Genomic DNA, 24,197 nt, shown 5'->3' with positions numbered 1-24,197 from the left:
AAAAAATGGGCGAAAAACGCATCATCCTGGAAATGGGCACTGGCAACGATCTCTACGGTCAGGATTATACCAAGGCGGCGCGGCGCGCGGTGCAGGACGCCCTGCATCATTCCTCGATCACGTTGTTTGCCAAGCTGGGTGTCGATCACAGCAAGATGCGGGTCGCTGTCACCATCGCGGTACAACAGCCAGAACTGGTCGATTGCGATCTGGTGGCGCGGGATCTGCCGCGCGGCTGTGCATCGGTGCGGGCGGTCAAAGGCGGATTGGATGTGGCCGATGCCGGATCTGGCAGCCCGCATGTCATCGCCACTGCCGCAATCGAAGCCTGGATGCCGGATCTGGCACCGCATTACAAGCTCAGTTCCTGAAGTGGGTGAGCCAAAAGACAAAGCCGCCCCGAAATGGGAGCGGCTCATCCTATCTCTGGCGCGGCAGCGCCCAGACCAGACTGTTGTTACAGTTTGGCGATCTCTTCGGCGGTGAGGCCAATATCTTCCAGCTGAGCAGCGGAAAGCTGCGACAGCGCCTTGCGGGTCTGGCGGGATTCGTTCCACTCAACCAGGTTTTCTTTGGCGTTGAAGATGAAGTCTACCAGGCGAAGAACGGAGACTGCGCCCAGCGGCGCATGGAGGTTTGCGGTCGTCATTGCACGAGTCCTTAAAGTGAAGAGTGTTGAGCACAGTGTATGTCTGTGACCTCCATGTAGGAGAGCAATGTGAGTCTCACAATTGCCTATTAAACAGTCCTGAAATGCGCTGGATGCATAGCAAGTAAGCAGCATATTAACGCCCCTCAATTCCGCAGCAGCAGCCGAGCCTTGTACAGCGCTGGCGATGCTTCCATATAGGGGGCAACAAAACTGGAGGCATAAATGGCAGAGGATCAATTCCCCGGCTGGCACGGAACCACCATCATCGGGGTCAAGAAGGGCGGCCAGGTCGTCATCGCCGGCGATGGACAGGTTTCACTGGGGCAAACCGTGATCAAGGGCACCGCCCGCAAGGTGCGCCGCCTGTCCCCCGGCGGGTTTGACGTGGTTGTCGGCTTTGCTGGTTCAACCGCCGATGCCTTTACCCTGCTGGAACGCCTGGAAGCCAAGCTGGAAGCCACCCCCGGCCAACTGGCCCGCGCCAGTGTTGAACTGGCCAAGGACTGGCGCACCGACAAATATCTGCAAAAACTAGAGGCGATGCTGATCGTCACCGACGGAACCGAGCTTTTGGTGATCACCGGTGCCGGTGATGTGCTGGAACCGGAACATAACGTGGCGGCGATCGGATCGGGCGGCAACTTTGCGCTCGCAGCGGCGCGTGGCATGATTGACAGTGATCGCACTGCCGAGGAAGTGGCGCGCGAGTCGATGGCAATTGCCGCCGATATTTGCGTCTATACCAATGGGCGCCTGACGGTCGAAGCCATCGCTGCCGATGGTAGCGATCCAAACAGCAAGTCGGAGCACTGAAGTGAGCCTGATCGACCAGAATGACATTCGCGCAGCCGTTGGCTCTGGCCTGATCAGTGAAGCTCAGGCGACCTCTTTGATGGCCATGGCCCAGAGCCGCCGTGGCGCGCGCGAAAACCTGGCCCCCGGCGATGAACCCTTTGAACTGTTCAGAGGCTTCAACGAGATCTTCATCGTCATTGGCATGCTGATCCTGGCCTCGGGCTGGGCGGCGGTGACAGCTGCCTATATCGCAGGCAGCCTGGGTGGCTATGTTGACAAGACCATCTACTCCTCGGCTCTGGGCGCAGTGGTCCTGTGGGGATTTGCCGAATACTTCATTCGCCGCCGCCGCATGGTCGCCCCAGCAGTTGCGCTGTCGCTGCTATGGGCTGGCAATGCCGGTGTCGGCATCACTGCCTTTTTTTCGGAACCCTTCATGGTGGCGCAGAACGATTATTCCAGCCTGCCGCTGCCCATGGCGCTGACCACCCTGGCCATGACGCTGTTCTGGCTGCGCTTTCGCGTGCCCTTTGCCATGGCACTGATCGCGCTGGGGATTTTTGCCTTTGCCCTGATGGTCGCCGCCGAACAGGCCGGCAGCCCGGCTGGCATCAGTGATTTCTTCCTGTTTTCCGCCTCTGGCCCCTTTGCCTGGGTGACACTTTTGGTGGGGCTTGCGGTGTTTGGCGTCGCCATGATGTTTGACCTTAGCGATCCGCATCGGGTGACCCGCCGCTCGGCGCAGGGATTTTGGCTGCATGTGGTGGCCGCGCCGGCCCTGGTGAATACCATTGCTCTCAACCTGTTGCAGGACGGCACAACCCAGGGGCAGCTAACACTGATGGCGGTGCTCTTTGGGTTTGCCCTGGTGGCCATCATCATTGACCGCCGGTCCTTTCTGATTGCCGCCATCGGCTATAGCGTCACACTGGCCAGCACTGTCTTTGACGGCGAAGGTGCTGCGGTAACCATCCTGTTGCTTGGCCTTGTCCTGGTGATCCTGGGTGCCTTCTGGGCGCCGATCCGGGCTGTCCTGCTCTCTCCATTGGCTGGTGTGCTGCCGCTGCACCGGCTTCCTCCATCACACTGAAACGAGACCTGCCATGACTGATCTGACCCCCCGTGAAATCGTTTCTGAACTCGACCGCTTTATCATCGGCCAGAACGATGCAAAGCGCGCCGTCGCCGTTGCCCTGCGCAACCGCTGGCGCCGCAAGCAGCTGTCCGATGATCTGCGCGACGAGGTCTACCCCAAGAATATTCTGATGATCGGGCCCACTGGCGTTGGCAAAACCGAAATCTCGCGGCGGTTGGCCAAACTGGCGCGTGCGCCCTTTATCAAGGTCGAAGCCACCAAATTCACCGAGGTCGGCTATGTCGGGCGCGATGTGGAACAAATCATCCGCGATCTGGTTGACAGCGCAATTGTGCAGACCCGTGAATTCATGCGCGAAGACGTCAAGGCCAAGGCCAATCAAGCCGCAGAAGACCGGGTGATCACCGCCCTGGCCGGCGAAGACGCCCGCGAAACCACCCGCGAAGTTTTCCGCAAAAAGCTGAAATCCGGTCTGCTGGACGATGCGCTGATCGAATTGGACGTGGCAGATACATCCAACCCCATGGGTAACATGTTTGATGTCCCCGGCCAGCCCGGCGGCGGCAATATGGGGATGCTCAACCTCGGCGATATCTTTGGCAAGGCCATGGGTGGGCGCACGATACGCAAAAAGATGACTGTCGCCGAAAGCTACGAGGTGCTGATCAGTGACGAGGCCGACAAATTGCTGGATGACGAAATTGTCACCCGTACCGCGGTTGAGTCTGTTGAGCAGAACGGCATCGTCTTTCTGGATGAAATCGACAAGGTCTGCGCCCGCTCTGATGCGCGCGGCGGCGATGTCAGCCGCGAAGGGGTGCAGCGCGATCTGTTGCCGCTGATCGAAGGCACCACCGTCAGCACCAAATATGGGCCAATCAAAACCGACCATATCCTGTTCATTGCCTCTGGTGCCTTTCATATCGCGAAACCGTCGGATCTGTTGCCCGAATTGCAGGGCCGCCTGCCGATCCGTGTTAATCTGCGCGCCCTGAGCGAGAATGATTTCATCCGCATCCTGACCGAAACCGACAATGCGCTGACGCTGCAATACACTGCCCTGATGAGCACTGAAGAGGTCGAGGTCACCTTTACCGATGACGGTATTGCCGCGCTGGCCAAGATCGCCGCAGAGGTCAACCACGCGGTGGAAAACATCGGTGCGCGGCGGCTCTATACGGTAATTGAACGGGTGTTCGAGGAACTCTCTTTCAGCGCGCCGGATCGCGGCGGCGAGCAGATCACCGTCGACGCACAGTTTGTCAGCAAACACCTGGGCGAGCTGGCGAGCAAAAGCGATCTTAGCCGCTATGTGCTCTAGGCAGTTTCAGCACCAATAGCGTAGGTTCAAATCTGACCATAGGCTTGCTAACCTATGGTCAGGCAATAGCCTAGGTCAGATTGGCCAGGTCGGGTTCAATAAGGGTTCAGCATGGTCTTTCTTCGTTTGGCGGCTGCTTTTGGCCTGTCTCTGGTACTGATTGGCTGCACCGACCGCAGCCTGTCTCCGGTGACCCCACAGGCCCTGCAGGTGGGCACACCAAAGACAATCTTTGTTGCCACCAACCGGACAGAATTACCCGATGGCTCTTTTGGGCCAGAGCGTAGTGACAAAAACAGCCTGCTCGAACTCACTGTGTCTATTCCGCCAAACCATACGCCAGGACAGCTGGAATTTGGCTATGGCGACCCGGACCCCCAGAATAAATTTACCCTGGCAGCACGTCATCAGTTTGAAAACAGAGCGGCCTTTGATCGTCGGCTGAATGAGCAGCTGAACCGCTATTCCCCCAATGAACGCGATGTTCTGGTCTTTGTGCATGGTTTCAATTCCACCCAGACCGAAACAGCCTTTCGTGCGGCCCAGCTCACCCATGATCTGAACACGCCGGGCGCGACGGTAATCTATTCCTGGCCCAGCCTCGGCAGTCCGCTGGGCTATGCCTATGATGGCGACAGCGTCATGTTTGCCCGTGACGGATTGGAAGACCTGCTGCGCCACCTTAGAAAGGCCGGGGCCGGGCGCATCGTTCTGGCGGCCCATTCCATGGGCACGGTGCTCACGATGGAGGTCTTGCGGCAGATCGAGATCAAGACGCCAAACTGGTCTGACGAAAACCTGGCCGGCGTGGTGCTGATGTCGCCGGACCTGGATCTTGATGTATTTCACAGCCAGATGCGTCGTATGGAGCGGGTACCGCAGCCGTTTTTGGTCTTTGTGTCGCGCAAAGATACCATCCTCAGCCTGTCTCAGCGGCTGCGTGGCACCTATAGCCGTGAACGTTTGGGCAATCTGAGTTCAACCGATCAGGTGGCTGACTTGCCCATCGAAGTCATCGATACAACAGCCTTTGACAAGAATGCCGACTCCAGCCATTTTGTGACTGCGACCTCTCCGGCGTTGCTGTCGCTTCTCAATCAGGCAAAGGCAACGCATGATGCCTTTTCGGTCAATCCGCGCGTTATCGGCATCGGGGCCGCACTGCCGCAAACTGCCCTGATAACCCGCCGGGAAGGTCAAGCTGCGGTGCTAACGCTGACAGGGGGAACCCGCTAGCGCATGTTGCGCAAAGGCAGCTACGGGTTCTCAACCTCTAAAACTTGCGAAATCAAATGGGTTGCGCTTGTCGCCTGCCTGAAAATGAACGCGACAACATTAGCGGTTGCGCCGCAGATAGACGTAATAGGCACCGGAGCCGCCATGGCTGATATGAGATTGGCTAACCTGCAGCACCGCCTGCGCCAAGGGTGGCAGCGCCAGCCATTGTGGCACGTGATGGCGCAGTACCCCGCGTGGCACCGGGATTGGGCCTGGCTCATCCCGGTCTTTGCCCTTGCCCGTCACTACCAGCACCAGCCGCTTCCCCGAGGCCTGCGCCGATAGGATAAACCGGGTAAGCGCGGGATGGGCGCTGTCAACCCGCATGCCATGCAGGTCTAGCTTGCCTTCGGGGCGCAGCTTGCCCCGTTTCATTCGACGAAAGGCCTTTTCATCCATCTGCACTGACTGCGCGGACAGGGCCTTTGCCGGGCTGGGCTTCAGATCATGGCGCGCCGCTTTGGGTTTGGCGCGGCTGCCCAGTTCAAAGGCCTCCAGCAGGTTTTCCGACCGGGGCTCTGGCTGCTTTGTCGGCTTTGGCTTGGGCAGCGGCAGGGCAGGCGGCGTCGAATGGCTGCCGGGATGCAGCCGTTCGGTATGTTCAACCACCTGATGCCAAAGCGTGATCTCTTCGGATGTCAATTTGCGGCGGCTCATCAGAAACCATCCGGCACAAGCGCAAAGCCACGTTGAATAGGCAGAAGAACCACCATGCGTCCAGGGTCCCGCAGACGCCCGGCTGCCTGTCCGGCGCTGTCGCCGGTGCCATAAAAGATATCTCCACGCTGGGCACCCTTGATGGCAGAGCCAGTATCCTGTGCGATCATCAGGCGGCGCATCTGGGTTTCGCCGTCCTTTTCAAGCCAGACCGGCGCCCCAAGTGGCGTATATTTGGGATCCACCGCCAGGCTGCGCAGCGTCGTAATCGACCTGTTCATAGCACCAAGCGGCCCTTTTGACGGGCGGATTTTGCGGATTTCACGAAAGAACACATAAGACGGGTTGTGCAACAGGAGCTCGGCGCCATCAACCGGATTACGCCGCACCCAGGATTTGATCACTTGGGCGCTGACCTGATGCGCCTTGTAGATGCCGCGCCGTACCATTTCCATACCGATAGAGCGATATGGATGACCATTGGCGCCGCCATAGCCAACCCGAAGGATGCCACCACCGTTGAGCTTGATGCGGCCAGAGCCTTGAATTTGCAGAAAAAACAGTTCTACCGGGTCATCCACCCAGGCAATTTCAAGCCCGCGCCCCTGCATTGCATCACCGGTCAAGATATCGCGACGCGACAGCCAGGGACTGTTGAGACCGGCCTCTGGCGGCATCTTATAAACCGGATAGCGATAGCGGGCGGTGCGATAGCGCGATCCCTCCAGCTCTGGTTCGAAATAGCCGGTAAACAGGGCAGGGGCGCCGTCTGCGATCAGCACCGGACGAAAGAAGAGTTCAAAAAACCTGCGGGCAGCCAAGATGCCCTCTGGCTGCGCCAATATTGGGGCCTGCGACTGAGCTAGGGCGCAGAGATTATGCCAGTCCTGATCTTTCAGATCGGGGCAGGTTTCCAGAAATACCTTTAGCGCGGAAGCGTGATTATCTTTCTCCCAGCCGTCGAGCTGAGAGAAATCCAACATCGTATAGCTGACCTCGGCAGCCGCGCCCGATGCTGTCACCACAGCCCCCAGGATTGAGGCCGCCATAATGGCGGCCTGCGCGGCGGCCTGTGCCTTTGCCCGGAAAAAATCCCGGAGCACTGCACTCACCCGTCCGTGGCGATCAGCTGCCAGTTTGGATCATCTACACCCATTCTGCGGGCAAAGACCCAGGAGTCTTTCTGCCGCTTGACCGCATTGGCATCGCCTTCGATGATCTCGCCCGCGCTGTTGCGCACCACTGATGTCAGTTCGCCGACAAACCGCATGGTGATTTCCGCCATCCGGGTGGATTCATCAAAATGGGCATTCAGCACGGCGGTTTCACGCACGCCAATGAATTCGGCCTCAATGGTCAGGCCCTGATCTTCACGATGCGCCACGGCCTCTACAAAGCTGTCGAACACATCTTCGGCCAGAAAGCCCTGCAGGCTGTCCAGTTCGCCACGCTCAAAACCCATCAGGATCATTTCATAAGCGCTGCGGGCCCCCTGCACAAATTCACCCACCTGGAACGAGGGTTCGGCACGTTTCATCGCGGCCAGGGCGGTGGCCTGGGCGCTGCCCTCTGCAACATAATCGGTGATGTCGCGGTCAGGACCACCTTCGATCACTTCCAGATCGGGGCGGCGGCTCTTCTGTTTCGGGGCCACCGGAGGTTTTTCAAAACCGTCGCGGGTGCCCAAAACGCTTCTTAGGCGCAGGATCAAAAACACCGCGATACCGGCCAGAACCAAAAGACTAATCAAGGGCGACTCCATAAGAACCTCTCGCTGGATATTACAGGCCCGATTTGAAACCTGGCCGATCTCTCCTTATGTAGGTGCTTGGGGGGGGCAAGTCTACCGTCCAGCGCATGATCACAGGAAACCACCAATGTATCTTTTTATCGCCTTTCTGATGGTGCCACTTATTGAGATTGGTCTGTTCATTCAGGTCGGTGGCGCAATTGGCCTATGGCCAACGCTGGCGATTGTGGTGCTCACCGCGATCCTTGGTACCGCGCTGGTGCGGGCGCAGGGCCGGTTGGCGCTGGGGCAGGTGCGCAGCTCTTTTCAAACACTTGGCAATCCGACTGAACCCTTGGCCCATGGGGCGATGATCCTGTTTTCCGGCGCGCTGTTGCTGACACCGGGATTTTTCACCGATGCTGTCGGCTTTGCCCTGTTGATGCCGCCAGTGCGCATGGCGGTTTATCGCTATATTAGCAAGCGGATCACCGTGGCGCAGTTTCAGATGGGTCCAGACCCCATGCAGGGGCAACAATCCCCCACTGGCCGTCGATCGCATCCCGCCGGGCAGGGCGATATCATTGATGGCGATTACCAAGAGGTGACGCCAAAGGATCCCAAGAATGCCAATCATAAGCCATCCGGCTGGGTTGAAGGACCAAAATAGGCCTTTACCCCTACCGTTATCCCTACCCGTTGAGCTACCCGAGCCAAGCTGATAAGCACAAGCCAAACGTATTTTTAGGAGTATCTCAATGGCCGAAAATGGCGCAACCGAAGGCACACAGCAGCCTCAGGTCCAGATGAATATCTTGGGTCAATATATCCGTGACATGTCTTTTGAAAACGTCATGGCGCAAAATGGCGCTGGTGGCGAAGTTCAGCCTGACGTCAACGTTGCGGTTAACCTCGATGCCAAGAAGCGGTCGGTCGAAAACCAGTATGAGGTGATGACCAAGCTGAACATCGAATCCAAAAACAAAGAGGGCGGCGACGTTCTGTTTGTGCTGGAACTGGAATATGTCGGCGTTTTCAACATCACTGGCGTGCCAGAAGATCAACTGCACCCCTTCCTGCTGATCGAATGCCCGCGTATGACCTTCCCCTTCCTGCGCCGCATCGTGTCCGATGTCACCCGTGACGGTGGTTTCCCGCCACTGAACCTTGATAACATTGATTTTGTTGCAATTTACCGCAACGAACTGGCCCGCCGTCAGGCCGAAGCCGCACCGCAGCAGTAAACGATCTGCATCTGCCTGAATGCAAAACGCCGCTGATTATTCAGCGGCGTTTTTTGTAAGCAAAGACTTGGAAAAGCCTTTATCGCTCAGGATCGATCCTGCAGCCAAAGCGCATTCTCGCCCAGTTTGGCAACAAAGGCCTCGTGATTGGCGCGTTCTTCCGGGGTGAGGCGCGCTGGCAACGGGGTTGCGCGCGGGGTAGGGCGCCAATCATCCCTGGTTTCGTCGCTGCCAGATGCGCTGGTCGATAGACCAAAATCAGGTTGCCGCCCGCCGATCAGTTCCAGATATACCTCGGCCAGGATTTCGGAATCGAGCAGGGCGCCGTGAAGCGTTCGGTTGCTGTTATCGATGTGGAACCGACGGCACAGCGCATCCAGCGTGGCGGGTGAACCGGGATAGCGTTTACGCGCAATGGCCAGCGTATCCAGCGCCTGATCCATCGGCAATTGCCGCAGCCCCATCCGATCCAGTTCAGCGTTGAGAAACTTCATATCAAAGCTGGCGTTGTGAATCACCATCCTTGAATCGCCAACAAAATCCAGAAAGCTCTGGCCGACCTTGGCAAAGACGGGTTTGTCACGCAGGGTGACCTGGCCTGGTTCCGGCCTTTGCGGCGGTTCCAGCAGATCGGGGCCAATGCCATGCACGCCAAAGGCCTCTTGCGGCATGCCCCGCTCGGGGTTGATGTAGACATGATAGGTTTCGCCGGTGGGCATGTGGTTCAGCAGTTCAACCGCACCGATTTCGACAATCCGGTCACCGGAAAACGGATCAAAACCCGTAGTTTCGGTATCGAGCACAATTTCACGCATCTGCCTGCATCTTTCTGATCTGTTCCAGCACCGCGCTCACCTGCTGGCGCGCATGGTCCAGCGTATCTGTTTCTATGACAAAATCGGCACGGGCGCATTTTTCGTCAATCGGCATCTGTTTTGCCAGGATCTGTTCAAACTGCGCCTCTGTCATGGTGCCGCGCGCCAGAACCCTGTCCCGCTGGGTTTGCGCATCCGCACGCACACAGACCACCACATCCATGGCCGCGTCACCGCCAGTTTCAAACAACAGCGGGATATCAAACACTAGAATATCGCTGCGGGCCTTATCGCGAAAGGCCTGACGATCTGCCGCCAGCAACGGGTGAACAATGGCCTCCAGCCGGGCAAATTCCGCAGGTGTCGCCGCCAGGATCTGCTTGAGCGCATCGCGGCTGACCGCGCCATCAATTACCGCATCCGGAAAAGCCGTTTTCATCGGCACCACTGCTGCGCCGCCCTTGGCATAAAGCCGGTGCACCGCCGCATCTGCATCCCAGATCTCGCAGCCATTTTCGGCAAATATCTCTGCCGTGGTGCTTTTGCCCATCCCGATAGAGCCGGTCAAACCCAGAGAGACTGTCATTTCAGCGCAGCCGCCCGCGCCGCCTCATCCACTTCGGGGCGTTGGCCAAACCAGCGTTCAAACCCCGGCACCGCCTGATGCAGCAACATGCCAAGCCCATCTACTACAGTGCAGCCGACCTGTTCGGCAGCTTGCAGCAGGTCGGTTTTCAACGGCGTGTAGATCAAATCGGTTACAACCATATGTGGCCGCAGCCCATCAAGCGGCACGCGCAATCGGGGTTTGCCCTGCATGCCCAGCGAGGTTGTGTTCACAACCAACGCTGCCTGTTCAATGATATTGCCTGCCTGCACCCAATCAATCACCTTGATATGGTTGCCAAAATCTTTCTGAAGCTGCTCTGCGCGGGCCCGGGTACGGTTGGTCAGCAAAATCTCGGGCGTACCTGCCTCTAGCAAAGAGGCCACCACCGCACGACAGGCACCGCCTGCACCCAGCACAACAGCCGGGCCGCTATCAGGCACCCAATCGGGCGCACCCTGATGCAGATTGGTAATAAAACCATACCCATCTGTATTATCGGCAAGAATACTGCCGTCACTGCGAAAGATCAGAGTATTGGCCGCACCCATCAGCTTGGCCCGATCTGTGACCTTATCGGCGATCTGCATCACTGCTTCTTTGTGCGGGATGGTGACATTGACCCCAACAAACCCGGCTTTGGGCAGGGTTCTGATCACGTGCTCAAGGTCTTCCGCCTCCACATGCATGGGAACATAGTGCCCGGCAATATTATGAGCTGCCAGCCAGTGATGCTGCAACTGTGGCGATTTAGAATGCGCCACAGGGCTGCCAATCACCCCGGCCAGCGGGATTTTCTTATCGCTCATTGATCAATTACCCCCTGCAGAGCCAAGTAGTTAAGCAGTTCTACCAGAGGTAGTCCCAAAACGTTAAAGTAACTGCCTTCGATGTTGGAAAACAAGCGCACGCCTTCTTCTTCCAGCTTATATGCGCCAACCGCATGTTGAATGCTATGCCAGTTGCGCGTCACATAAGAGGACAGATAGTCATCCGAGCAATCATGCATCCGCAGTCGCACCTGGCCAACATGGCGCCAGATAGGTTCACCATCGCGATAGATCACTGCAGCCGACAGCAGGATATGGCGTTTGCCACGCATAGCGCCAAGTTGGCTCAGTGCCTCTTCCGGGGTTTTGGGTTTTGACAGCAGTTCGCCATCGAAATCCAGCACCTGATCACAGCCAAGAACCAGTCGGCCGGGTCTTTTTACGCTGATTTTACGTGCCTTTGCCTCGGCCAGAGCATCAGCAATATCACGCGGGCTGGCCTGTTCAGCCAATAGTGCCGCCTTGATTGCAGCCTCATCTACACGGGCGACCTCTGCTTCAAAAGGCACCGCCGCCTGTCGCAGCAACTGAGCACGGATCTCTGAGCCAGAGGCCAGAAGGATGTGGGCAGACATGTGGAAAACCCCATGGAAAAGATACGCAAGTTTGTAGGATGGTTTGTATGGTTTTCCGCGATTTTCGCAAGTGCACAGGCAAAGGTGAAATTCCACGAAACTGCGCGCTGATTCCTCCGCCGGGGATTGGGATAACTTTGAAAACCGGGATATCTCTGATCTCCACGATTCCTCCCACAGTTATCCCCACGCTCAACCCTGTTAACGGATCGTTAATACCCCTTGTTTGCAAGCCGGTTAACCAATGTGTCACCAATATGGCCGACCAGAACCAAGAATTTGCCCCCACTGGGGATAAGCTGGTGAGAAACTGAATAATCCACCGAAATCGCTGTCCCTACAAAAACATCATCCTTTTAATCTTTCTTTATTATTATAAGGGTGGGCCATACGTGCCAAAGGACAGAGCCATGGACCTGACAAACTGGATGTTTTCCCTCTACCCCTATGCGAAATCGCTACACATCATGGCTGTGCTCAGCTGGATGGCAGGTTTGTTCTATCTGCCACGTCTGTTCGTGTACCACGTGGAGCAGGCAGAGAAGGTGCCTGAAAGCTTGGCGATCTTTGTCACCATGGAATACAAACTTCTGCGTTTCATCATGCGGCCTGCAATGATGGTCACATGGGGGGCAGGGCTGTTTCTGGTGGCGACCCCCGGCATTGTCGATTGGGGCATGCTCTGGCCCTGGAGCAAGGCACTGGCAGTGATTGGCATGACCTGGTTCCACATCTGGCTATCGCGCCGTCAGCGCGCCTTTGCAGAGGGGAAGAACGCGCTGTCAGGGCGGCGCTATCGGCTGATGAACGAGGTTCCGACGCTACTGATGGTGGTGATTGTTGTTTCGGTGATCTTCAAATTTTAGACTTGGCCATTCGGTAGGCCACCATCCCCCTCTGTAAGGGGGGCTACAGCGCCATTGGGGGGCTATTGCAAGCAGATTGACTTGCGGGGGGGTAACCCCTATGTATGGCGCCCAACAGGCCCGTCCGGGCACTCGTGTTCTCCGAACTTGATAAAACACTTCTCCCCCAATAGCCGGGGCATAAAGGCCATATATTGATGACCGTCGAATCCCTAAATCTGTCTGATCTCAAAGCGCAAAGCCCTAAAAACCTTCTGTCTATGGCCGAAGAGCTGGAGATCGAGAACGCCTCGACCATGCGCAAAGGCGAGATGATGTTCCAAATCCTGCGTGAACGCGCGGATGAAGGCTGGGAAATCGGTGGCGATGGTGTGCTCGAAGTGTTGCAGGATGGATTCGGTTTCCTGCGCTCGCCCGAAGCCAACTATCTGCCCGGCCCGGATGATATTTATGTCTCGCCTGAAATGATCCGCAAACATTCGCTGCGCACTGGTGACACCATTGAAGGCCAGATTAAGGCTCCGCTGGAGGCAGAGCGCTATTTTGCCATGACCAGCGTCACCAAGATCAACTTTGAAGACCCGGAAAAAGCCCGCCACAAGATTGCTTTTGACAACCTCACGCCGCTCTACCCGGATGAGCGGCTGACGATGGAAGTTGAAGACCCAACGCTGAAGGACCGATCGGCGCGGGTGATTGATCTGGTTGCGCCCATCGGCAAAGGCCAGCGTTCGCTGATCGTGGCGCCGCCACGTACCGGTAAGACAATGATTTTGCAGAATATTGCAAACTCGATCGAGAAAAACCACCCAGAGTGTTATCTGATCGTTCTGCTGATTGATGAACGCCCTGAGGAAGTCACCGATATGCAGCGTTCGGTCAAGGGTGAGGTGGTTTCTTCCACCTTTGACGAACCCGCCACCCGGCACGTTGCGGTGTCTGAAATGGTGATTGAAAAGGCCAAGCGCCTGGTCGAACATAAGCGAGATGTAGTGATTCTTCTCGATTCTATCACAAGACTTGGTAGGGCTTTCAACACAGTAGTTCCTTCCTCCGGTAAAGTTCTGACCGGTGGTGTCGATGCCAACGCCCTGCAGCGTCCAAAACGGTTCTTTGGTGCAGCGCGCAACATCGAAGAGGGCGGTTCGCTCACCATTATCGCCACCGCGCTGATCGACACCGGCAGCCGTATGGATGAGGTGATCTTCGAAGAATTCAAAGGTACAGGTAACTCTGAACTGGTTCTGGATCGTAAAATCGCTGACAAACGGGTATATCCTGCCATCGACATCCTTAAATCCGGTACCCGGAAAGAGGAACTCCTGGTCGATAAGGGTGATCTGGCCAAAACCTTTGTTCTGCGCCGGATTCTCAACCCCATGGGCACCACAGACGCGGTAGAATTCTTGCTAGGCAAGTTGAAGCAAACCAAATCCAATGCGGATTTCTTTGATTCGATGAATACCTAGAACTACCCGGCCGGCGAAAGAGGAAGGCCAAGATGGATACGATCTTTGCACTGGCTTCCGCGCAGGGGAAGGCTGGGGTTTCGGTAATACGTGTGTCTGGCCCTTTGGCCCTGGTGGCTGCCAACCAGCTTTGTGATCGCCCAATGGCGGCAAAAGGACGTGGTCTGCGTGTGCTGACCGACCTTGATGGCCGCCATTTGGACGAAGGGCTGGTGCTCAGTTTTGCGGCACCGGCCAGCTTTACCGGCGAAAATGTCATTGAATTTCAGGTGCATGGCAGCACGGCAGTTGTGTCTTCCCTCCTTGATACCCTGTCGCAGCTAGAGGGTCTTCGCTTGGCAGAGCCAGGGGAATTTACCCGGCGTGCGCTTGAAAATGGCAAGCTGGATTTGGCGCAGGTTGAAGGCCTGGCAGATCTGATTGATGCGGAAACAGAGGCACAGCGCCGCCAGGCACAGGTTGTTCTGGCCGGCGGTCTGGGGAAATTGGCTGAACAATGGCGACTTGATCTGATCCGCGCGGCGTCTCTTATAGAAGTGACCATTGATTTTGCCGATGAGGATGTACCTGTCGATGTCACCCCAGAGGTGACGGCATTGCTGGTCGGCGTTGCCAGTGATCTGCGCCGCGAAACCCAAGGTGTGAAAATCGCCGAACGTATTCGTGCCGGATTTGAAGTTGCCATCATTGGTGCCCCGAACGTTGGAAAATCAACTCTTCTCAATACCTTATCCGGTCGAGAAGCAGCGATCACCTCGGAATATGCCGGCACAACGCGTGATGTGATCGAGGTCCGAATGGAACTTTCCGGCCTGCCGGTGACGCTGTTGGATACCGCGGGCCTGCGCGAAACCGATGACCATGTCGAAGGCATTGGCATCGAATTGGCGCGTAAACGGGCCGATCAGGCTGATCTGCGGGTTTTTCTGGCTGAACCGGACGAATCCCTGGATATGGAACTTCGTGATGGCGATATTCGCCTTTCTCCAAAGGCGGATATGCGGCAGGATCTCGCCGGCGCAATTTCCGGCAAGACCGGGGCAGGGGTCGACCAGCTGGTCAGCCATATTTCCGATGTGCTAAAAACTCGCTCGACTCAGGTCGGGGTGGCGACGCGCGCTCGCCATCGCGATATGATGCTCTCAGCCCTCAGCAGCTTGACCGAGGCGCAGACCGTATTGGAACGGGGCTCTGAATTTTATGATCTGGCCGCCGAAGATATGCGTTCTGCGATTCGTTCGCTTGAAATGTTGGTTGGTCGCGTTGGTGTGGAGGATCTCCTTGATGAGATTTTCTCAAGTTTCTGTCTTGGAAAATAGGGAGTGTTTCACGTGAAACATTCAGATTTTGATGTTGTTGTCATTGGTGGTGGACATGCCGGCGCCGAGGCCGCCCATGCCGCCGCCCGCATGGGGGCGCACACAGCCTTGGTGACATTGACCAAAGATGGAATCGGCGTAATGTCCTGTAACCCCGCGATCGGCGGATTAGGTAAAGGGCATCTGGTCCGAGAAATTGACGCCATGGATGGCGTGATGGGGCGGGTCGCGGATCTGGCCGGTATTCAGTTCAGATTGCTCAATCGGAGAAAGGGCCCAGCAGTGCAGGGGCCGCGGGCTCAATCAGACCGTGGTATCTATCGGCGAGAGATGCTGAAAGCGACAGAATCTCAGGATAGGTTGACCATCATCGAAGGTGAAGCGACTGACTTTATTATGTCGGGTTCTCGCGTTGCCGGGGTGTGCTTGGCGGATGGCTGCGAAATTCACTGCGAGGCGGTTATCCTGACCACAGGTACCTTTCTACGCGGCGTTATTCATATTGGTGACGTGTCCAAACCCGGTGGTCGCATGGGGGATCGCCCCTCGGTCAAACTGGCGGAACGTCTAGACAGTTTATCTCTCCCTATGGGGCGGTTGAAAACTGGTACCCCGCCGCGCCTGGATGGCAGGACGATCAACTGGGATATCCTGGAAGGTCAGCCAGGAGATGATGATCCGACATTTTTTTCTTTTATGACCAAAGGGTTGTCAGCCAAGCAGGTCGTCTGTGGTATCACCCATACCAATGAAAACACGCATGAGATTATTCGCAAGAATCTCTCTCGATCTGCCATGTATGGCGGTCACATAGATGGGGTTGGGCCGCGCTATTGCCCTTCTATCGAAGACAAGATTATTCGCTTTGCGGATAAGACCTCACATCAAATCTTTCTGGAGCCCGAAGGCGCGACAGACCACACGGTTTACCCCAACGGAATTTCGACTAGCCTACCGGTAGATGTGCAGCAAGATTATGTCCGATCTATTGTTGGCTTGGAACAGGCAGAAATTCTGCAACCAGGATACGCAATTGAATACGATTATATCGATCCGCGCGCGCTGTCGCTTGATCTATCGTTGAAAGATGTTCCCGGTCTTTACCTGGCCGGCCAGATCAATGGTACCACTGGCTATGAAGAGGCCGCTGCGCAGGGCCTCGTTGCAGGTTTGAATGCCGCCGCGCAGTGCCTTGGCAAGGATCCGGTCCTATTTGGACGCGCCAACAGCTATATCGGCGTGATGGTTGATGACCTGACAACTCATGGCGTGACAGAACCCTATAGGATGTTCACCTCGCGGGCAGAGTTCCGCCTGTCATTACGGGCGGATAACGCTGATCAACGTCTTACGCCTCTGGCTGTCTCGTTGGGCTGCATTTCAGATGAGAGGGCGGCGCGATTTGGTAAGAAGATGGAGCATCTTGAAGCCACGCGGCAGATTTTGGAAGAGAATGTCTTTACACCAAAACAAATCGCAGAATCAGGAATTTACGTCAATCAAGATGGAAACAAGCGAACTGCCTATGAAGTCTTGGCCTTCCCGGATGTGAGTTTTAGTGACCTTATTCCCCTGTTGCCGGTATGTGCTGACGCGGATGACGTTACCCGGCGCCAACTGGAGCGTGATGCGCTCTACGTCCACTATATCGCCCGCCAGGAAAAGGAAATTGCCGCAGTGAAACGCGACGAAGGATATCGAATTCCGCCTGATTTTGACTATAGCGTGATTGATGGCCTGTCATCTGAACTGCAGCAAAAGCTTACGCTTGCGCGACCTGAAACTCTAGCAAAAGCCAGTAGAATCAATGGGATGACACCCGCTGGGCTTGCTCTTGTCTTGGCGCGGTTGCGGCGCGAAAAAAAACTGCAGGAGAAGGCAGGATGAACCAGAAGGCGATACTAGATCAGTTCAATGTTTCACGTGAAACATTGGAACGGCTCGAGATCTTTGAGACGATCCTTCTAAAGTGGAACCCTCGCATCAACCTGGTTTCAAAAAATAGCCTGCCTTTTCTTTGGGAACGACATATTGCTGATTCAATACAGGTCTTTGACTGCGCCGAAGAATCAGTCAAAACCTGGTTGGATATTGGCAGTGGTGGCGGATTTCCCGGTATTATCGTTGGGATTCTCTCGGCTGAGCGCGATTCGAAAACAAAGGTCACCTTGATTGAAAGCGATCAGAGGAAAACGGCCTTTTTGCGCAGTGCAGCGCGAGAGTGTGGTATCGACATAACGATTTTGAATGAACGCATTGAAAAAGTTCCGGCGCAAAAGGCTGATATCCTATCTGCTCGCGCTGTCGCCGATCTTGATATTCTATTGGAATTTGCTGAACGACATCTGGCAGAGCAGGGCACAGCCCTGTTTCCAAAAGGCGCAAGCTGGAAAAAAGAAGTGGATAACGCAGCCTTACGGTGGCGATTTGATGTTGAACCGATTACAAGTTTGACTGAAAGTGAAGCAGTTATTCTGAAAATCAAGGGAGTCACTCGTGCCTGATTTATCCCGCCCGGAGGGGCCACGAATCATCGCGGTTGCAAACCAGAAGGGTGGAGTAGGTAAAACAACAACGGCAATCAACCTGGCTGCAGCCTTGGTCGAGACAGGTTTGCGCGTTTTGGTCGTTGATTTGGATCCGCAGGGGAATGCTTCTACCGGATTGGGCATCGACAGTGCTGATCGTGATTCTACAACCTATGATTTGTTGGTAGATGATGCCCCACTGAGTGAGGTCATTCGCACAACAGAGATTGAAGATCTTTGCGTTATCCCCGCAACTGTTGATCTTAGCTCGGCTGATATTGAACTGTTTGCCAATGAAAAGCGCAGTTTTCTTTTGCATGATGCCCTGCGGCAGACAGCCATGGATGATTATGATTGGGATTACATTCTGATCGATTGTCCACCTTCTCTTAACCTTTTGACCGTGAATGCGATGGTCGCCTCGCACTCTGTGCTGATTCCTTTGCAAAGTGAATTCTTTGCTTTGGAAGGGGTGTCGCAGCTGTTGTTGACGATTCGAGAGGTCCGGCAGTCGGCGAATCCCGGGTTGCGGATCGAAGGTGTGGTTCTCACCATGTTCGACCGCCGCAATAACCTGTCTCAACAAGTTGAGCAGGACGCGCGCGAAAACCTGGGAGAGCTGGTTTTTGAAACCAAGATCCCGCGTAATGTCAGGGTCAGCGAGGCGCCATCTTATGCTTTGCCGGTGCTGAACTATGATAGCAACTCGCTTGGGGCCAAGGCCTATCGTGCCCTGGCAGCTGAGTTGATCTCTAAAAACCAACAAATTGCGGCCTGAGCACGGAGTAAGACATGTCAGATAAGAGAAACAAACCCCGTGGGCTGGGCCGTGGGCTGTCCGCCTTGATGGCGGATGTAAATCCTGATCCGGTCAGCACCGAATCCCGGCCGCAGACGCCGCGCAATGCAGAAGTCCTGGTTCCAATCGAAAAGGTGATTGCGAACCCAGATCAGCCACGTCGGCAGTTTTTGCAGGAAGATCTGGATGATCTGACCGCCTCGATTAAGGAAAAGGGCGTTTTGCAGCCCTTGATCGTGCGACCCCGCGATGGAGATATCTATGAAATCGTCGCGGGGGAGCGACGCTGGCGTGCCGCCCAGGCAGCCCAGCTGCACGAAGTTCCGGTACTGATCCGGGACTATTCTGATGTAGAGATGATGGAAGTTGCGATCATCGAAAACATCCAGCGCTCTGATTTGAACGCGATGGAAGAGGCGTATAGCTATAAGCAGCTGATGGAACGTTTTGGCCATACGCAGGAAAAAATGGCCGAGGCCCTTGGCAAGAGCCGTAGCCATATCGCCAACCTTGTACGCCTGTTGCATCTGCCAGAGGATGTGCGGACCCTGGTGCACGAAAGAAAGCTATCGGCGGGTCATGCGCGGGCTTTGATTACGTCGGATAATGCCTCTGATCTTGCAGCTAAAATCGTCAAGGGTGGCCTGTCAGTGCGCGCAACCGAGGCACTGGTGAAAAAGGATGCGGCGGGGCTGCAAACCTCTGCGCCGAAACGGTCGGCAAAGTCAGGTGAAAAAGACGCTGATACCAAGGCCTTGGAGGGCGATCTTTCGGCAATCCTGAGGATGAAGGTCTCTATTGATCACAGATCGGGGGGCGAATCCGGTTCGGTGACCATTAGCTATGAGACGCTTGATCAGCTGGATGAGATTTGCAACATCCTGAGCAAGTAATCAGGCTGTTGGGCGGGTCCAGATAAAGGTCAACACTGCTGTCAGAACGACGGCTTGAATGCCCAGAACATGGACCGGCGCACCAAAGAACAGAGACACAAGAAAGACGGCGGCAATCGATAGGGTTGCCGCTTTTTTTGCGGCGGGTCGAATGGCGCCGCTGCTTTGCCAATCCTGGATCATCGGACCAAAGGCCCTATGGGTAAGAAGCCAATTGTGCAGCCGTTCCGATGATTTTGCCGAAAAGAAGGTGGCCAACAGTAGGAAGGGCACCGTCGGGAGCAGCGGTAAGATAGCCCCGATCAAGGCCAGCATCAAAGACAGGCACGCAAGAGTGGCATAGAGAAGGCGCATCAATCTGTCCGATCCTTGCAAGCTTAGTCAACCAAGAGCTCTCTGAGCACCGCATTCAGAACCGCGCGGCCCTGATCGGTGGCGCATAGTATCTGATCTGTCCTGATTACCATGCCTAAATCTACCAGATGCGCAACCTGCGCCAGGGGCAAATCCTTTCCGGCCAGGGCGCTATAGCGTGGAATATTCATGCCTTCGCGCAGGCGCATCGACATCATCATGTATTCGATTGCGGTATCTTCACGGGGCAGGGGCTGGCACAGGCTTTCCCCGGATCCTGCCGCGACAGCCTGGAGCCAGGCCCCCGGTGCGCGGTGGGTCTCTGTCGCGTAGCGTTGGCCATCCAGCGTCAGCCGACCATGGGCGCCGGGACCGATGCCAAGGTAGTCACCATAGCGCCAATAGATCTGGTTGTGGCGTGATTCTTCGCCGGGACGGGCATGGTTTGATATTTCATAGGCAGGCATACCGTGGGTTCCGCAGATGTCCTGGGTGGCCTGATACATATCGGCGGCGCTGTCATCGCTGGGCAGATTGCGCAGTTTGCCTCGGGCGTAGCGATCACCAAAGGCGGTGCCTTCCTCGATCGTCAGCTGGTACAGCGACAGGTGATCAATCGCCATCGACAGGGCCTCGGTTAGCTCTGCCTGCCAATGGGCAAGATCCTGACCCTGGCGGGCATAGATCAGATCAAAGCTGACCCGGTCAAAACATTTGCGGGCAATGTCAAACGCGGCGCGGGCCTCGGCAACAGAGTGAAGCCGACCAAGGCGGCGCAGGTCTTCGTTGTTCAGGGCCTGAATGCCCATAGAGACCCGGTTTACCCCGGCATCACGGTAGCCGACAAAGCGCCCGGCCTCGACCGAGCCTGGGTTTGCTTCCAGGGTGATCTCTATGTCATTGGCAAAAGGCCAGATTTCACGTGCGCCTTCGATTACGGCGGCGACGGTTTCCGGCATCATCAAAGACGGCGTGCCACCACCGAAAAAGATAGAATTCAGCACCCGCCCTGACAATGGTGGCGCGCAGCGCTTCAGCTCGCTCAGATAGGCGCTAACCCACCGTTTTTGATCAACATTTGCGGTGACATGACTGTTGAAATCGCAATAGGGGCATTTGGCCTGGCAAAAGGGCCAATGCACATAGAGGCCAAACCCCCCCTGGCGCCAATCATCCACTGAAACAGCCTTTGACAAAGGCGCTGACGGCACGGCCTCGGTGGCTGATCTGGTTCTTTTCTTCCTTGGCCATCTGGGCGCAGGTCACGTCATAGCCGTCTGGCATGAACATCGGATCATAACCAAAGCCGCCTTCGCCGCGAATGGGCCAAACCAGTGTTCCGGGCATCACACCCTCAAACACTTCGTCATGGCCATCAGGCCAGGCGAGAACCAGGGTGCAGCGGAACTGGGCGCTGCGGGGGGCATCCGGCCCTTTTGCGGTAATTTCATCATTGGCGCGGGCCATGGCCCGCATGAAATCGCGACCGTTGCCTGTTTCAGCCCAATCGGCGGTATAGACACCAGGGGCGCCATCCAACGCGTCGATGGTGATGCCGCTGTCATCTGACAGGGCGGGCAGGCCGGTGGCCTTGGCGGCGGCATGGGCCTTGATCCGGGCGTTGCCGACAAAGCTGTCTTCGGTTTCGTCCGGTTCGGGCAGGTTCATCGCGGCGGCGCCGATGACCTTGACGCCAAAGGGCGCCAGGATCTCGGTGATTTCCTGCAGTTTACCGGCGTTGTGGGTGGCGACCAGAATCTGGTCGCCCTCAAATTTACGGGTCATGCGCAGGCTGCCTTTTGCATTTCGGCCAGCTCTGACGTACCCTTTTCTGCCAGATCCATCAGGTGGTTCATCTGGTCACGGGAAAAGATCGATCCCTCTGCCGACATCTGAACTTCGATCAGTTTGCCCGATCCGGTCATGATGAAGTTACCGTCAACGCCGGCTTCGGAATCTTCCGGATAATCCAGATCAAGCACTGGCTGGCCAGCGTAGATGCCGCAAGAGATGGCGGAAACAGGATCCATCAGCGGGTCGATTTTGACGTCGCCGACCTTCATCAGTTTGTTGACGGCAAGGCGCAGGGCGACCCAGCCGCCGGTAATTGCGGCGCAGCGGGTGCCGCCATCGGCCTGCAGCACGTCACAGTCGATGGTGATCTGGCGTTCTCCCAAGGCAACGCGATCAACCCCGGCGCGCAGAGCCCGGCCAATCAGGCGCTGGATTTCCACGGTGCGGCCACCCTGTTTGCCGGCAGCAGCTTCGCGGCGCATCCGGGTATTGGTGGCGCGGGGCAGCATGCCATATTCCGCCGTCACCCAGCCCAGCCCGGACCCCTTGATAAAGGACGGCACGCGCTCTTCCAGGGTGGCGGTGCACAGAACATGGGTTTCCCCCATCTTGATCAGGCAAGAGCCTTCGGCGTGTTTGGTGAAACCGGTCTCGATCGACACGGGGCGCATTTCGTTCAGGTCTCTGTTAGAAGGTCGCATGGGCTATCCTTTTATTGCTGCCCTTCGGATAGCCGCCGGGGGCGCGGGGATGCAAGCATGATTGACCTTTTCCCCTATCGCTCTTTAATGCAAATTGGGTAGGGGATCCCGTAACCGCAGAATGTGACCGTAAAACCGCTGATGACAAATGCCAAAGAAATACTAAGTGATATGAACGATCGTTCCCGCGAGGTGTTCCGGACGGTTGTTGAAAGCTATCTTGAAAGCGGTGAGCCTGTGGGCAGCCGCACCTTGACGCGATCTTTGAACGAAAAGGTCAGCGCCGCGACGGTGCGCAATGTGATGCAGGATCTGGAATTCCTTGGGTTGCTTAACAGCCCGCATGTCAGCGCCGGGCGTATTCCAACCCAGATGGGGCTGCGGATGTTTGTTGACGGGTTGCTGGAGGTCGAAGATCTACAAGCCCGCGACCGTGCAAAGATCGATGCGACCCTGGGCAAGAACGGTGGCGATGTCGGCGGTATGCTGGATCGGGTTGGATCGGCGCTGTCGGGGGTGACGCAGGGCGCATCCCTGGTGTTGACGCCAAAGCAGGAAAGCGAGCTGCGCCATATCGAGTTTGTGTCCCTGGCGCAGGATCGGGCGCTGGTGGTTCTGGTGTTTTCCGATGGACATGTGGAAAATCGTTTGTTTTCCCCGCCGCCTGGGCAGACGCCCAGTTCTATGCGCGAGGCAGCAAATTTTCTGAATTCACTGATCGAGGGGCGTACCCTGGGCGGATTGCGGCGCGATATGCAAAAGGAAATCGACGCCCGCCGCCAAGAGATTGACGTATTGGCGCAGGAAATGATCGAAAGCGGTCTGGCGGCTTGGGAAGCAGATGATGCGGATAAGGCGCGGCTGATCGTGCGCGGACGCGCGAATCTCTTGGGGGAGGGGGGCGTGCCGGCGGAACTGGATCTGATCCGCAGCCTGTTTGATGACCTGGAGCGCAAGCAAGATATTGCCGAATTCCTGGAGCTGACCGAAGATGGCGAGGGCGTTCGCATTTTTATCGGTTCTGAGAACAAACTTTTCTCACTTTCGGGTTCCTCTTTGGTGGTGTCTCCCTATATGAACTCGGATCGAAAGATCATTGGCGCGGTTGGCGTGATTGGCCCGACCCGCCTGAATTACGGACGGATTGTGCCGATTGTGGATTACACGGCGCAACTGGTTGGACGGTTACTATCTGACCGGAGCTAGAGGTGAAAAAATGGCAGAGCCCAGAAACGACGATTTTTTGGACGACATCGAAAATGTCGAAGCGGAAGAGCTGGCATCGGAGATGGCTGAATTGGACGATGCTGCGATTGAGCTGGATGAGCTGCGAGCGGAGCGTGACGAATACAAGAACCGCTTTATACGGGCGCTGGCCGATGCGGAAAATGCCCGTAAACGCGGTGACAAGGCACGCCGGGAGGCCGAACAGTACGGGGGGTCAAAACTGTCACGGGACATGTTGCCGGTTTTTGACAATCTAAAACGTGCGGTAGAATCCACCACTGATGAGCAGAAGGAAGTTGCCTCTGCCTTGATCGAAGGTGTTGAGCTGACCTTGCGGGCACTGGTTGGCGTGTTTGAGAAACACGGTGTGCGGATTGTATCGCCACAGATCGGCGATCGATTTGATCCGCAGCTGCATGAGGCAATGTTCGAAGCGCCGGTGCCAGGCACCAAAGCTGGCGATATCATTCAGGTCTCGGCCGAGGGTTTCATGTTGCATGACCGGTTGTTGCGCCCCGCGCAGGTTGGGGTGTCTTCGACACCGGCGAGTTGATCGCAGAATTCGAAATTTACGGCCCCGCTGGGGCCGGCCTGCGGCGCAGGTATTTTTTGTAAGATGAAGGCAAAGGCGGCTCTGTGGGGCCGCCT

Annotated in this window: 28 protein-coding genes; 16 read left to right on the top strand and 12 right to left on the bottom strand. The window is 56.3% G+C overall.

All coding sequences use genetic code 11. The features are described from left to right. The first annotated feature begins 5 nt into the window (after positions 1 to 5). Positions 6 to 371: a Lin0512 family protein gene (locus tag LRK71_RS04475; RefSeq protein WP_232401970.1), complete on the top strand. Its 366-nt coding sequence runs from the start codon at positions 6 to 8 to the stop codon at positions 369 to 371. Positions 372 to 457: 86 nt separating this feature from the next. Here the strand turns inward: LRK71_RS04475 and LRK71_RS04470 are convergent, their stop codons facing one another. After that, entirely contained in the window at positions 458 to 649 is a 192-nt protein-coding gene (locus tag LRK71_RS04470; RefSeq protein ID WP_232401408.1) for a DUF1127 domain-containing protein, read from the bottom strand. A gap of 225 nt (positions 650 to 874) precedes the next feature. Between LRK71_RS04470 and hslV the strand changes: the two genes are divergently transcribed. From hslV to LRK71_RS04450, 4 genes are all read left to right on the top strand, one after another. Beyond that, positions 875 to 1,465 carry an ATP-dependent protease subunit HslV gene (gene hslV / locus LRK71_RS04465; RefSeq protein ID WP_232401407.1) on the top strand — a complete coding sequence of 197 codons (591 nt, stop codon included), beginning with the start codon at positions 875 to 877 and terminating at the stop codon, positions 1,463 to 1,465. A gap of 1 nt (position 1,466) precedes the next feature. Beyond that, positions 1,467 to 2,537 carry a hypothetical protein gene (locus tag LRK71_RS04460; RefSeq protein WP_232401406.1) on the top strand — a complete coding sequence of 357 codons (1,071 nt, stop codon included), beginning with the start codon at positions 1,467 to 1,469 and terminating at the stop codon, positions 2,535 to 2,537. 13 nt (positions 2,538 to 2,550) lie between these two features. Continuing rightward, complete coding sequence (gene hslU, locus LRK71_RS04455) at positions 2,551 to 3,864, top strand: ATP-dependent protease ATPase subunit HslU (RefSeq protein WP_232401405.1); 1,314 nt, start codon at positions 2,551 to 2,553, stop codon at positions 3,862 to 3,864. Between the two features lie 111 nt (positions 3,865 to 3,975). After that, on the top strand, positions 3,976 to 5,100 hold the full coding sequence (locus tag LRK71_RS04450; protein WP_232401404.1) for an alpha/beta hydrolase: 1,125 nt from the start codon (positions 3,976 to 3,978) through the stop codon (positions 5,098 to 5,100). A 99-nt stretch (positions 5,101 to 5,199) separates the two neighbouring features. On the opposite strand, the gene LRK71_RS04445 is transcribed toward LRK71_RS04450, so the two are convergent. From LRK71_RS04445 to LRK71_RS04435, 3 genes are read right to left on the bottom strand one after another with little or no spacing between them, the layout of a single operon-like run. After that, positions 5,200 to 5,799, bottom strand: coding sequence for a Smr/MutS family protein (locus tag LRK71_RS04445; RefSeq protein ID WP_232401403.1), 600 nt, complete (start codon positions 5,797 to 5,799; stop codon positions 5,200 to 5,202). Next, positions 5,799 to 6,848 carry a murein transglycosylase A gene (gene mltA, locus LRK71_RS04440; protein ID WP_232401969.1) on the bottom strand — a complete coding sequence of 350 codons (1,050 nt, stop codon included), beginning with the start codon at positions 6,846 to 6,848 and terminating at the stop codon, positions 5,799 to 5,801. Before mltA ends, LRK71_RS04445 begins: the two co-directional genes overlap by 1 nt. A 59-nt stretch (positions 6,849 to 6,907) precedes the next feature. Next, positions 6,908 to 7,561 carry a Tim44/TimA family putative adaptor protein gene (locus LRK71_RS04435; RefSeq protein ID WP_232401400.1) on the bottom strand — a complete coding sequence of 218 codons (654 nt, stop codon included), beginning with the start codon at positions 7,559 to 7,561 and terminating at the stop codon, positions 6,908 to 6,910. A gap of 115 nt (positions 7,562 to 7,676) precedes the next feature. On the opposite strand from LRK71_RS04435, the gene LRK71_RS04430 reads away from it, so the two are divergent. Further along, on the top strand, positions 7,677 to 8,198 hold the full coding sequence (locus LRK71_RS04430; protein ID WP_232401398.1) for an FxsA family protein: 522 nt from the start codon (positions 7,677 to 7,679) through the stop codon (positions 8,196 to 8,198). A gap of 88 nt (positions 8,199 to 8,286) precedes the next feature. After that, positions 8,287 to 8,772 (top strand): protein-export chaperone SecB, encoded by a 486-nt coding sequence (secB, locus tag LRK71_RS04425; RefSeq protein WP_232401395.1) that lies wholly within the window; start codon positions 8,287 to 8,289, stop codon positions 8,770 to 8,772. Between the two features lie 86 nt (positions 8,773 to 8,858). Here secB and dnaQ read toward each other — a convergent pair whose 3' ends face one another. Genes dnaQ through LRK71_RS04405 form a run of 4 tightly spaced genes read right to left on the bottom strand, consistent with a single transcriptional unit; the run spans position 8,859 to position 11,599 of the window. Beyond that, positions 8,859 to 9,587 (bottom strand): DNA polymerase III subunit epsilon, encoded by a 729-nt coding sequence (dnaQ, locus tag LRK71_RS04420; RefSeq protein ID WP_232401393.1) that lies wholly within the window; start codon positions 9,585 to 9,587, stop codon positions 8,859 to 8,861. After that, entirely contained in the window at positions 9,580 to 10,173 is a 594-nt protein-coding gene (coaE, locus tag LRK71_RS04415) for a dephospho-CoA kinase (protein WP_232401392.1), read from the bottom strand. The genes dnaQ and coaE overlap by 8 nt, the downstream gene beginning before the upstream one ends. Next, a complete protein-coding gene (locus LRK71_RS04410; RefSeq protein WP_232401391.1) occupies positions 10,170 to 11,003 on the bottom strand; it encodes a shikimate dehydrogenase in 834 nt (277 codons plus the stop codon). Before LRK71_RS04410 ends, coaE begins: the two co-directional genes overlap by 4 nt. Then, a complete protein-coding gene (locus LRK71_RS04405; RefSeq protein WP_232401390.1) occupies positions 11,000 to 11,599 on the bottom strand; it encodes a Maf family protein in 600 nt (199 codons plus the stop codon). Before LRK71_RS04405 ends, LRK71_RS04410 begins: the two co-directional genes overlap by 4 nt. A 410-nt stretch (positions 11,600 to 12,009) precedes the next feature. On the opposite strand from LRK71_RS04405, the gene LRK71_RS04400 reads away from it, so the two are divergent. From LRK71_RS04400 to LRK71_RS04370, 7 genes are all read left to right on the top strand, one after another. Further along, positions 12,010 to 12,465, top strand: coding sequence for a CopD family protein (locus LRK71_RS04400; protein ID WP_232401389.1), 456 nt, complete (start codon positions 12,010 to 12,012; stop codon positions 12,463 to 12,465). Between the two features lie 197 nt (positions 12,466 to 12,662). Then, positions 12,663 to 13,934, top strand: coding sequence for a transcription termination factor Rho (rho, locus tag LRK71_RS04395; protein WP_232401388.1), 1,272 nt, complete (start codon positions 12,663 to 12,665; stop codon positions 13,932 to 13,934). A gap of 32 nt (positions 13,935 to 13,966) precedes the next feature. Further along, positions 13,967 to 15,253: a tRNA uridine-5-carboxymethylaminomethyl(34) synthesis GTPase MnmE gene (gene mnmE / locus LRK71_RS04390; protein WP_232401387.1), complete on the top strand. Its 1,287-nt coding sequence runs from the start codon at positions 13,967 to 13,969 to the stop codon at positions 15,251 to 15,253. Positions 15,254 to 15,265: 12 nt separating this feature from the next. Then, positions 15,266 to 17,140, top strand: coding sequence for a tRNA uridine-5-carboxymethylaminomethyl(34) synthesis enzyme MnmG (mnmG, locus tag LRK71_RS04385; RefSeq protein WP_232401385.1), 1,875 nt, complete (start codon positions 15,266 to 15,268; stop codon positions 17,138 to 17,140). Continuing rightward, positions 17,137 to 17,757 carry a 16S rRNA (guanine(527)-N(7))-methyltransferase RsmG gene (gene rsmG / locus LRK71_RS04380; protein WP_232401383.1) on the top strand — a complete coding sequence of 207 codons (621 nt, stop codon included), beginning with the start codon at positions 17,137 to 17,139 and terminating at the stop codon, positions 17,755 to 17,757. Before mnmG ends, rsmG begins: the two co-directional genes overlap by 4 nt. Continuing rightward, positions 17,750 to 18,559 (top strand): ParA family protein, encoded by an 810-nt coding sequence (locus LRK71_RS04375; protein ID WP_232401381.1) that lies wholly within the window; start codon positions 17,750 to 17,752, stop codon positions 18,557 to 18,559. Before rsmG ends, LRK71_RS04375 begins: the two co-directional genes overlap by 8 nt. A gap of 14 nt (positions 18,560 to 18,573) precedes the next feature. Beyond that, positions 18,574 to 19,473: a ParB/RepB/Spo0J family partition protein gene (locus LRK71_RS04370; protein WP_232401379.1), complete on the top strand. Its 900-nt coding sequence runs from the start codon at positions 18,574 to 18,576 to the stop codon at positions 19,471 to 19,473. Here the strand turns inward: LRK71_RS04370 and LRK71_RS04365 are convergent, their stop codons facing one another. The 4 genes from LRK71_RS04365 to rph are packed head-to-tail and all read right to left on the bottom strand — an operon-like array spanning position 19,474 to position 22,322. Continuing rightward, the gene (locus LRK71_RS04365; RefSeq protein ID WP_232401378.1) at positions 19,474 to 19,827 is read right to left on the bottom strand and encodes a YbaN family protein; all 354 of its coding nucleotides are present in this window, start codon (positions 19,825 to 19,827) and stop codon (positions 19,474 to 19,476) included. Positions 19,828 to 19,850: 23 nt separating this feature from the next. Next, positions 19,851 to 21,005 carry a radical SAM family heme chaperone HemW gene (hemW, locus tag LRK71_RS04360; RefSeq protein WP_232401377.1) on the bottom strand — a complete coding sequence of 385 codons (1,155 nt, stop codon included), beginning with the start codon at positions 21,003 to 21,005 and terminating at the stop codon, positions 19,851 to 19,853. After that, positions 20,998 to 21,612 (bottom strand): RdgB/HAM1 family non-canonical purine NTP pyrophosphatase, encoded by a 615-nt coding sequence (gene rdgB, locus LRK71_RS04355; protein WP_232401376.1) that lies wholly within the window; start codon positions 21,610 to 21,612, stop codon positions 20,998 to 21,000. Before rdgB ends, hemW begins: the two co-directional genes overlap by 8 nt. Further along, on the bottom strand, positions 21,609 to 22,322 hold the full coding sequence (rph, locus tag LRK71_RS04350) for a ribonuclease PH (RefSeq protein WP_232401375.1): 714 nt from the start codon (positions 22,320 to 22,322) through the stop codon (positions 21,609 to 21,611). The genes rdgB and rph overlap by 4 nt, the downstream gene beginning before the upstream one ends. A gap of 141 nt (positions 22,323 to 22,463) precedes the next feature. Here rph and hrcA point away from each other — a divergent pair, with 141 nt between their 5' ends. Continuing rightward, complete coding sequence (hrcA, locus tag LRK71_RS04345) at positions 22,464 to 23,528, top strand: heat-inducible transcriptional repressor HrcA (protein WP_232401374.1); 1,065 nt, start codon at positions 22,464 to 22,466, stop codon at positions 23,526 to 23,528. Positions 23,529 to 23,538: 10 nt separating this feature from the next. Further along, a complete protein-coding gene (locus LRK71_RS04340) occupies positions 23,539 to 24,102 on the top strand; it encodes a nucleotide exchange factor GrpE (protein ID WP_232401373.1) in 564 nt (187 codons plus the stop codon). The last annotated feature ends 95 nt before the right edge of the window (positions 24,103 to 24,197 follow it).

It is taken from the genome of Pseudophaeobacter flagellatus (assembly GCF_021228235.1).
GTDB classification, from domain to species: Bacteria; Pseudomonadota; Alphaproteobacteria; order Rhodobacterales; family Rhodobacteraceae; genus Pseudophaeobacter; species Pseudophaeobacter flagellatus.
This window is presented reverse-complemented; position numbering and strand designations above follow the sequence as displayed.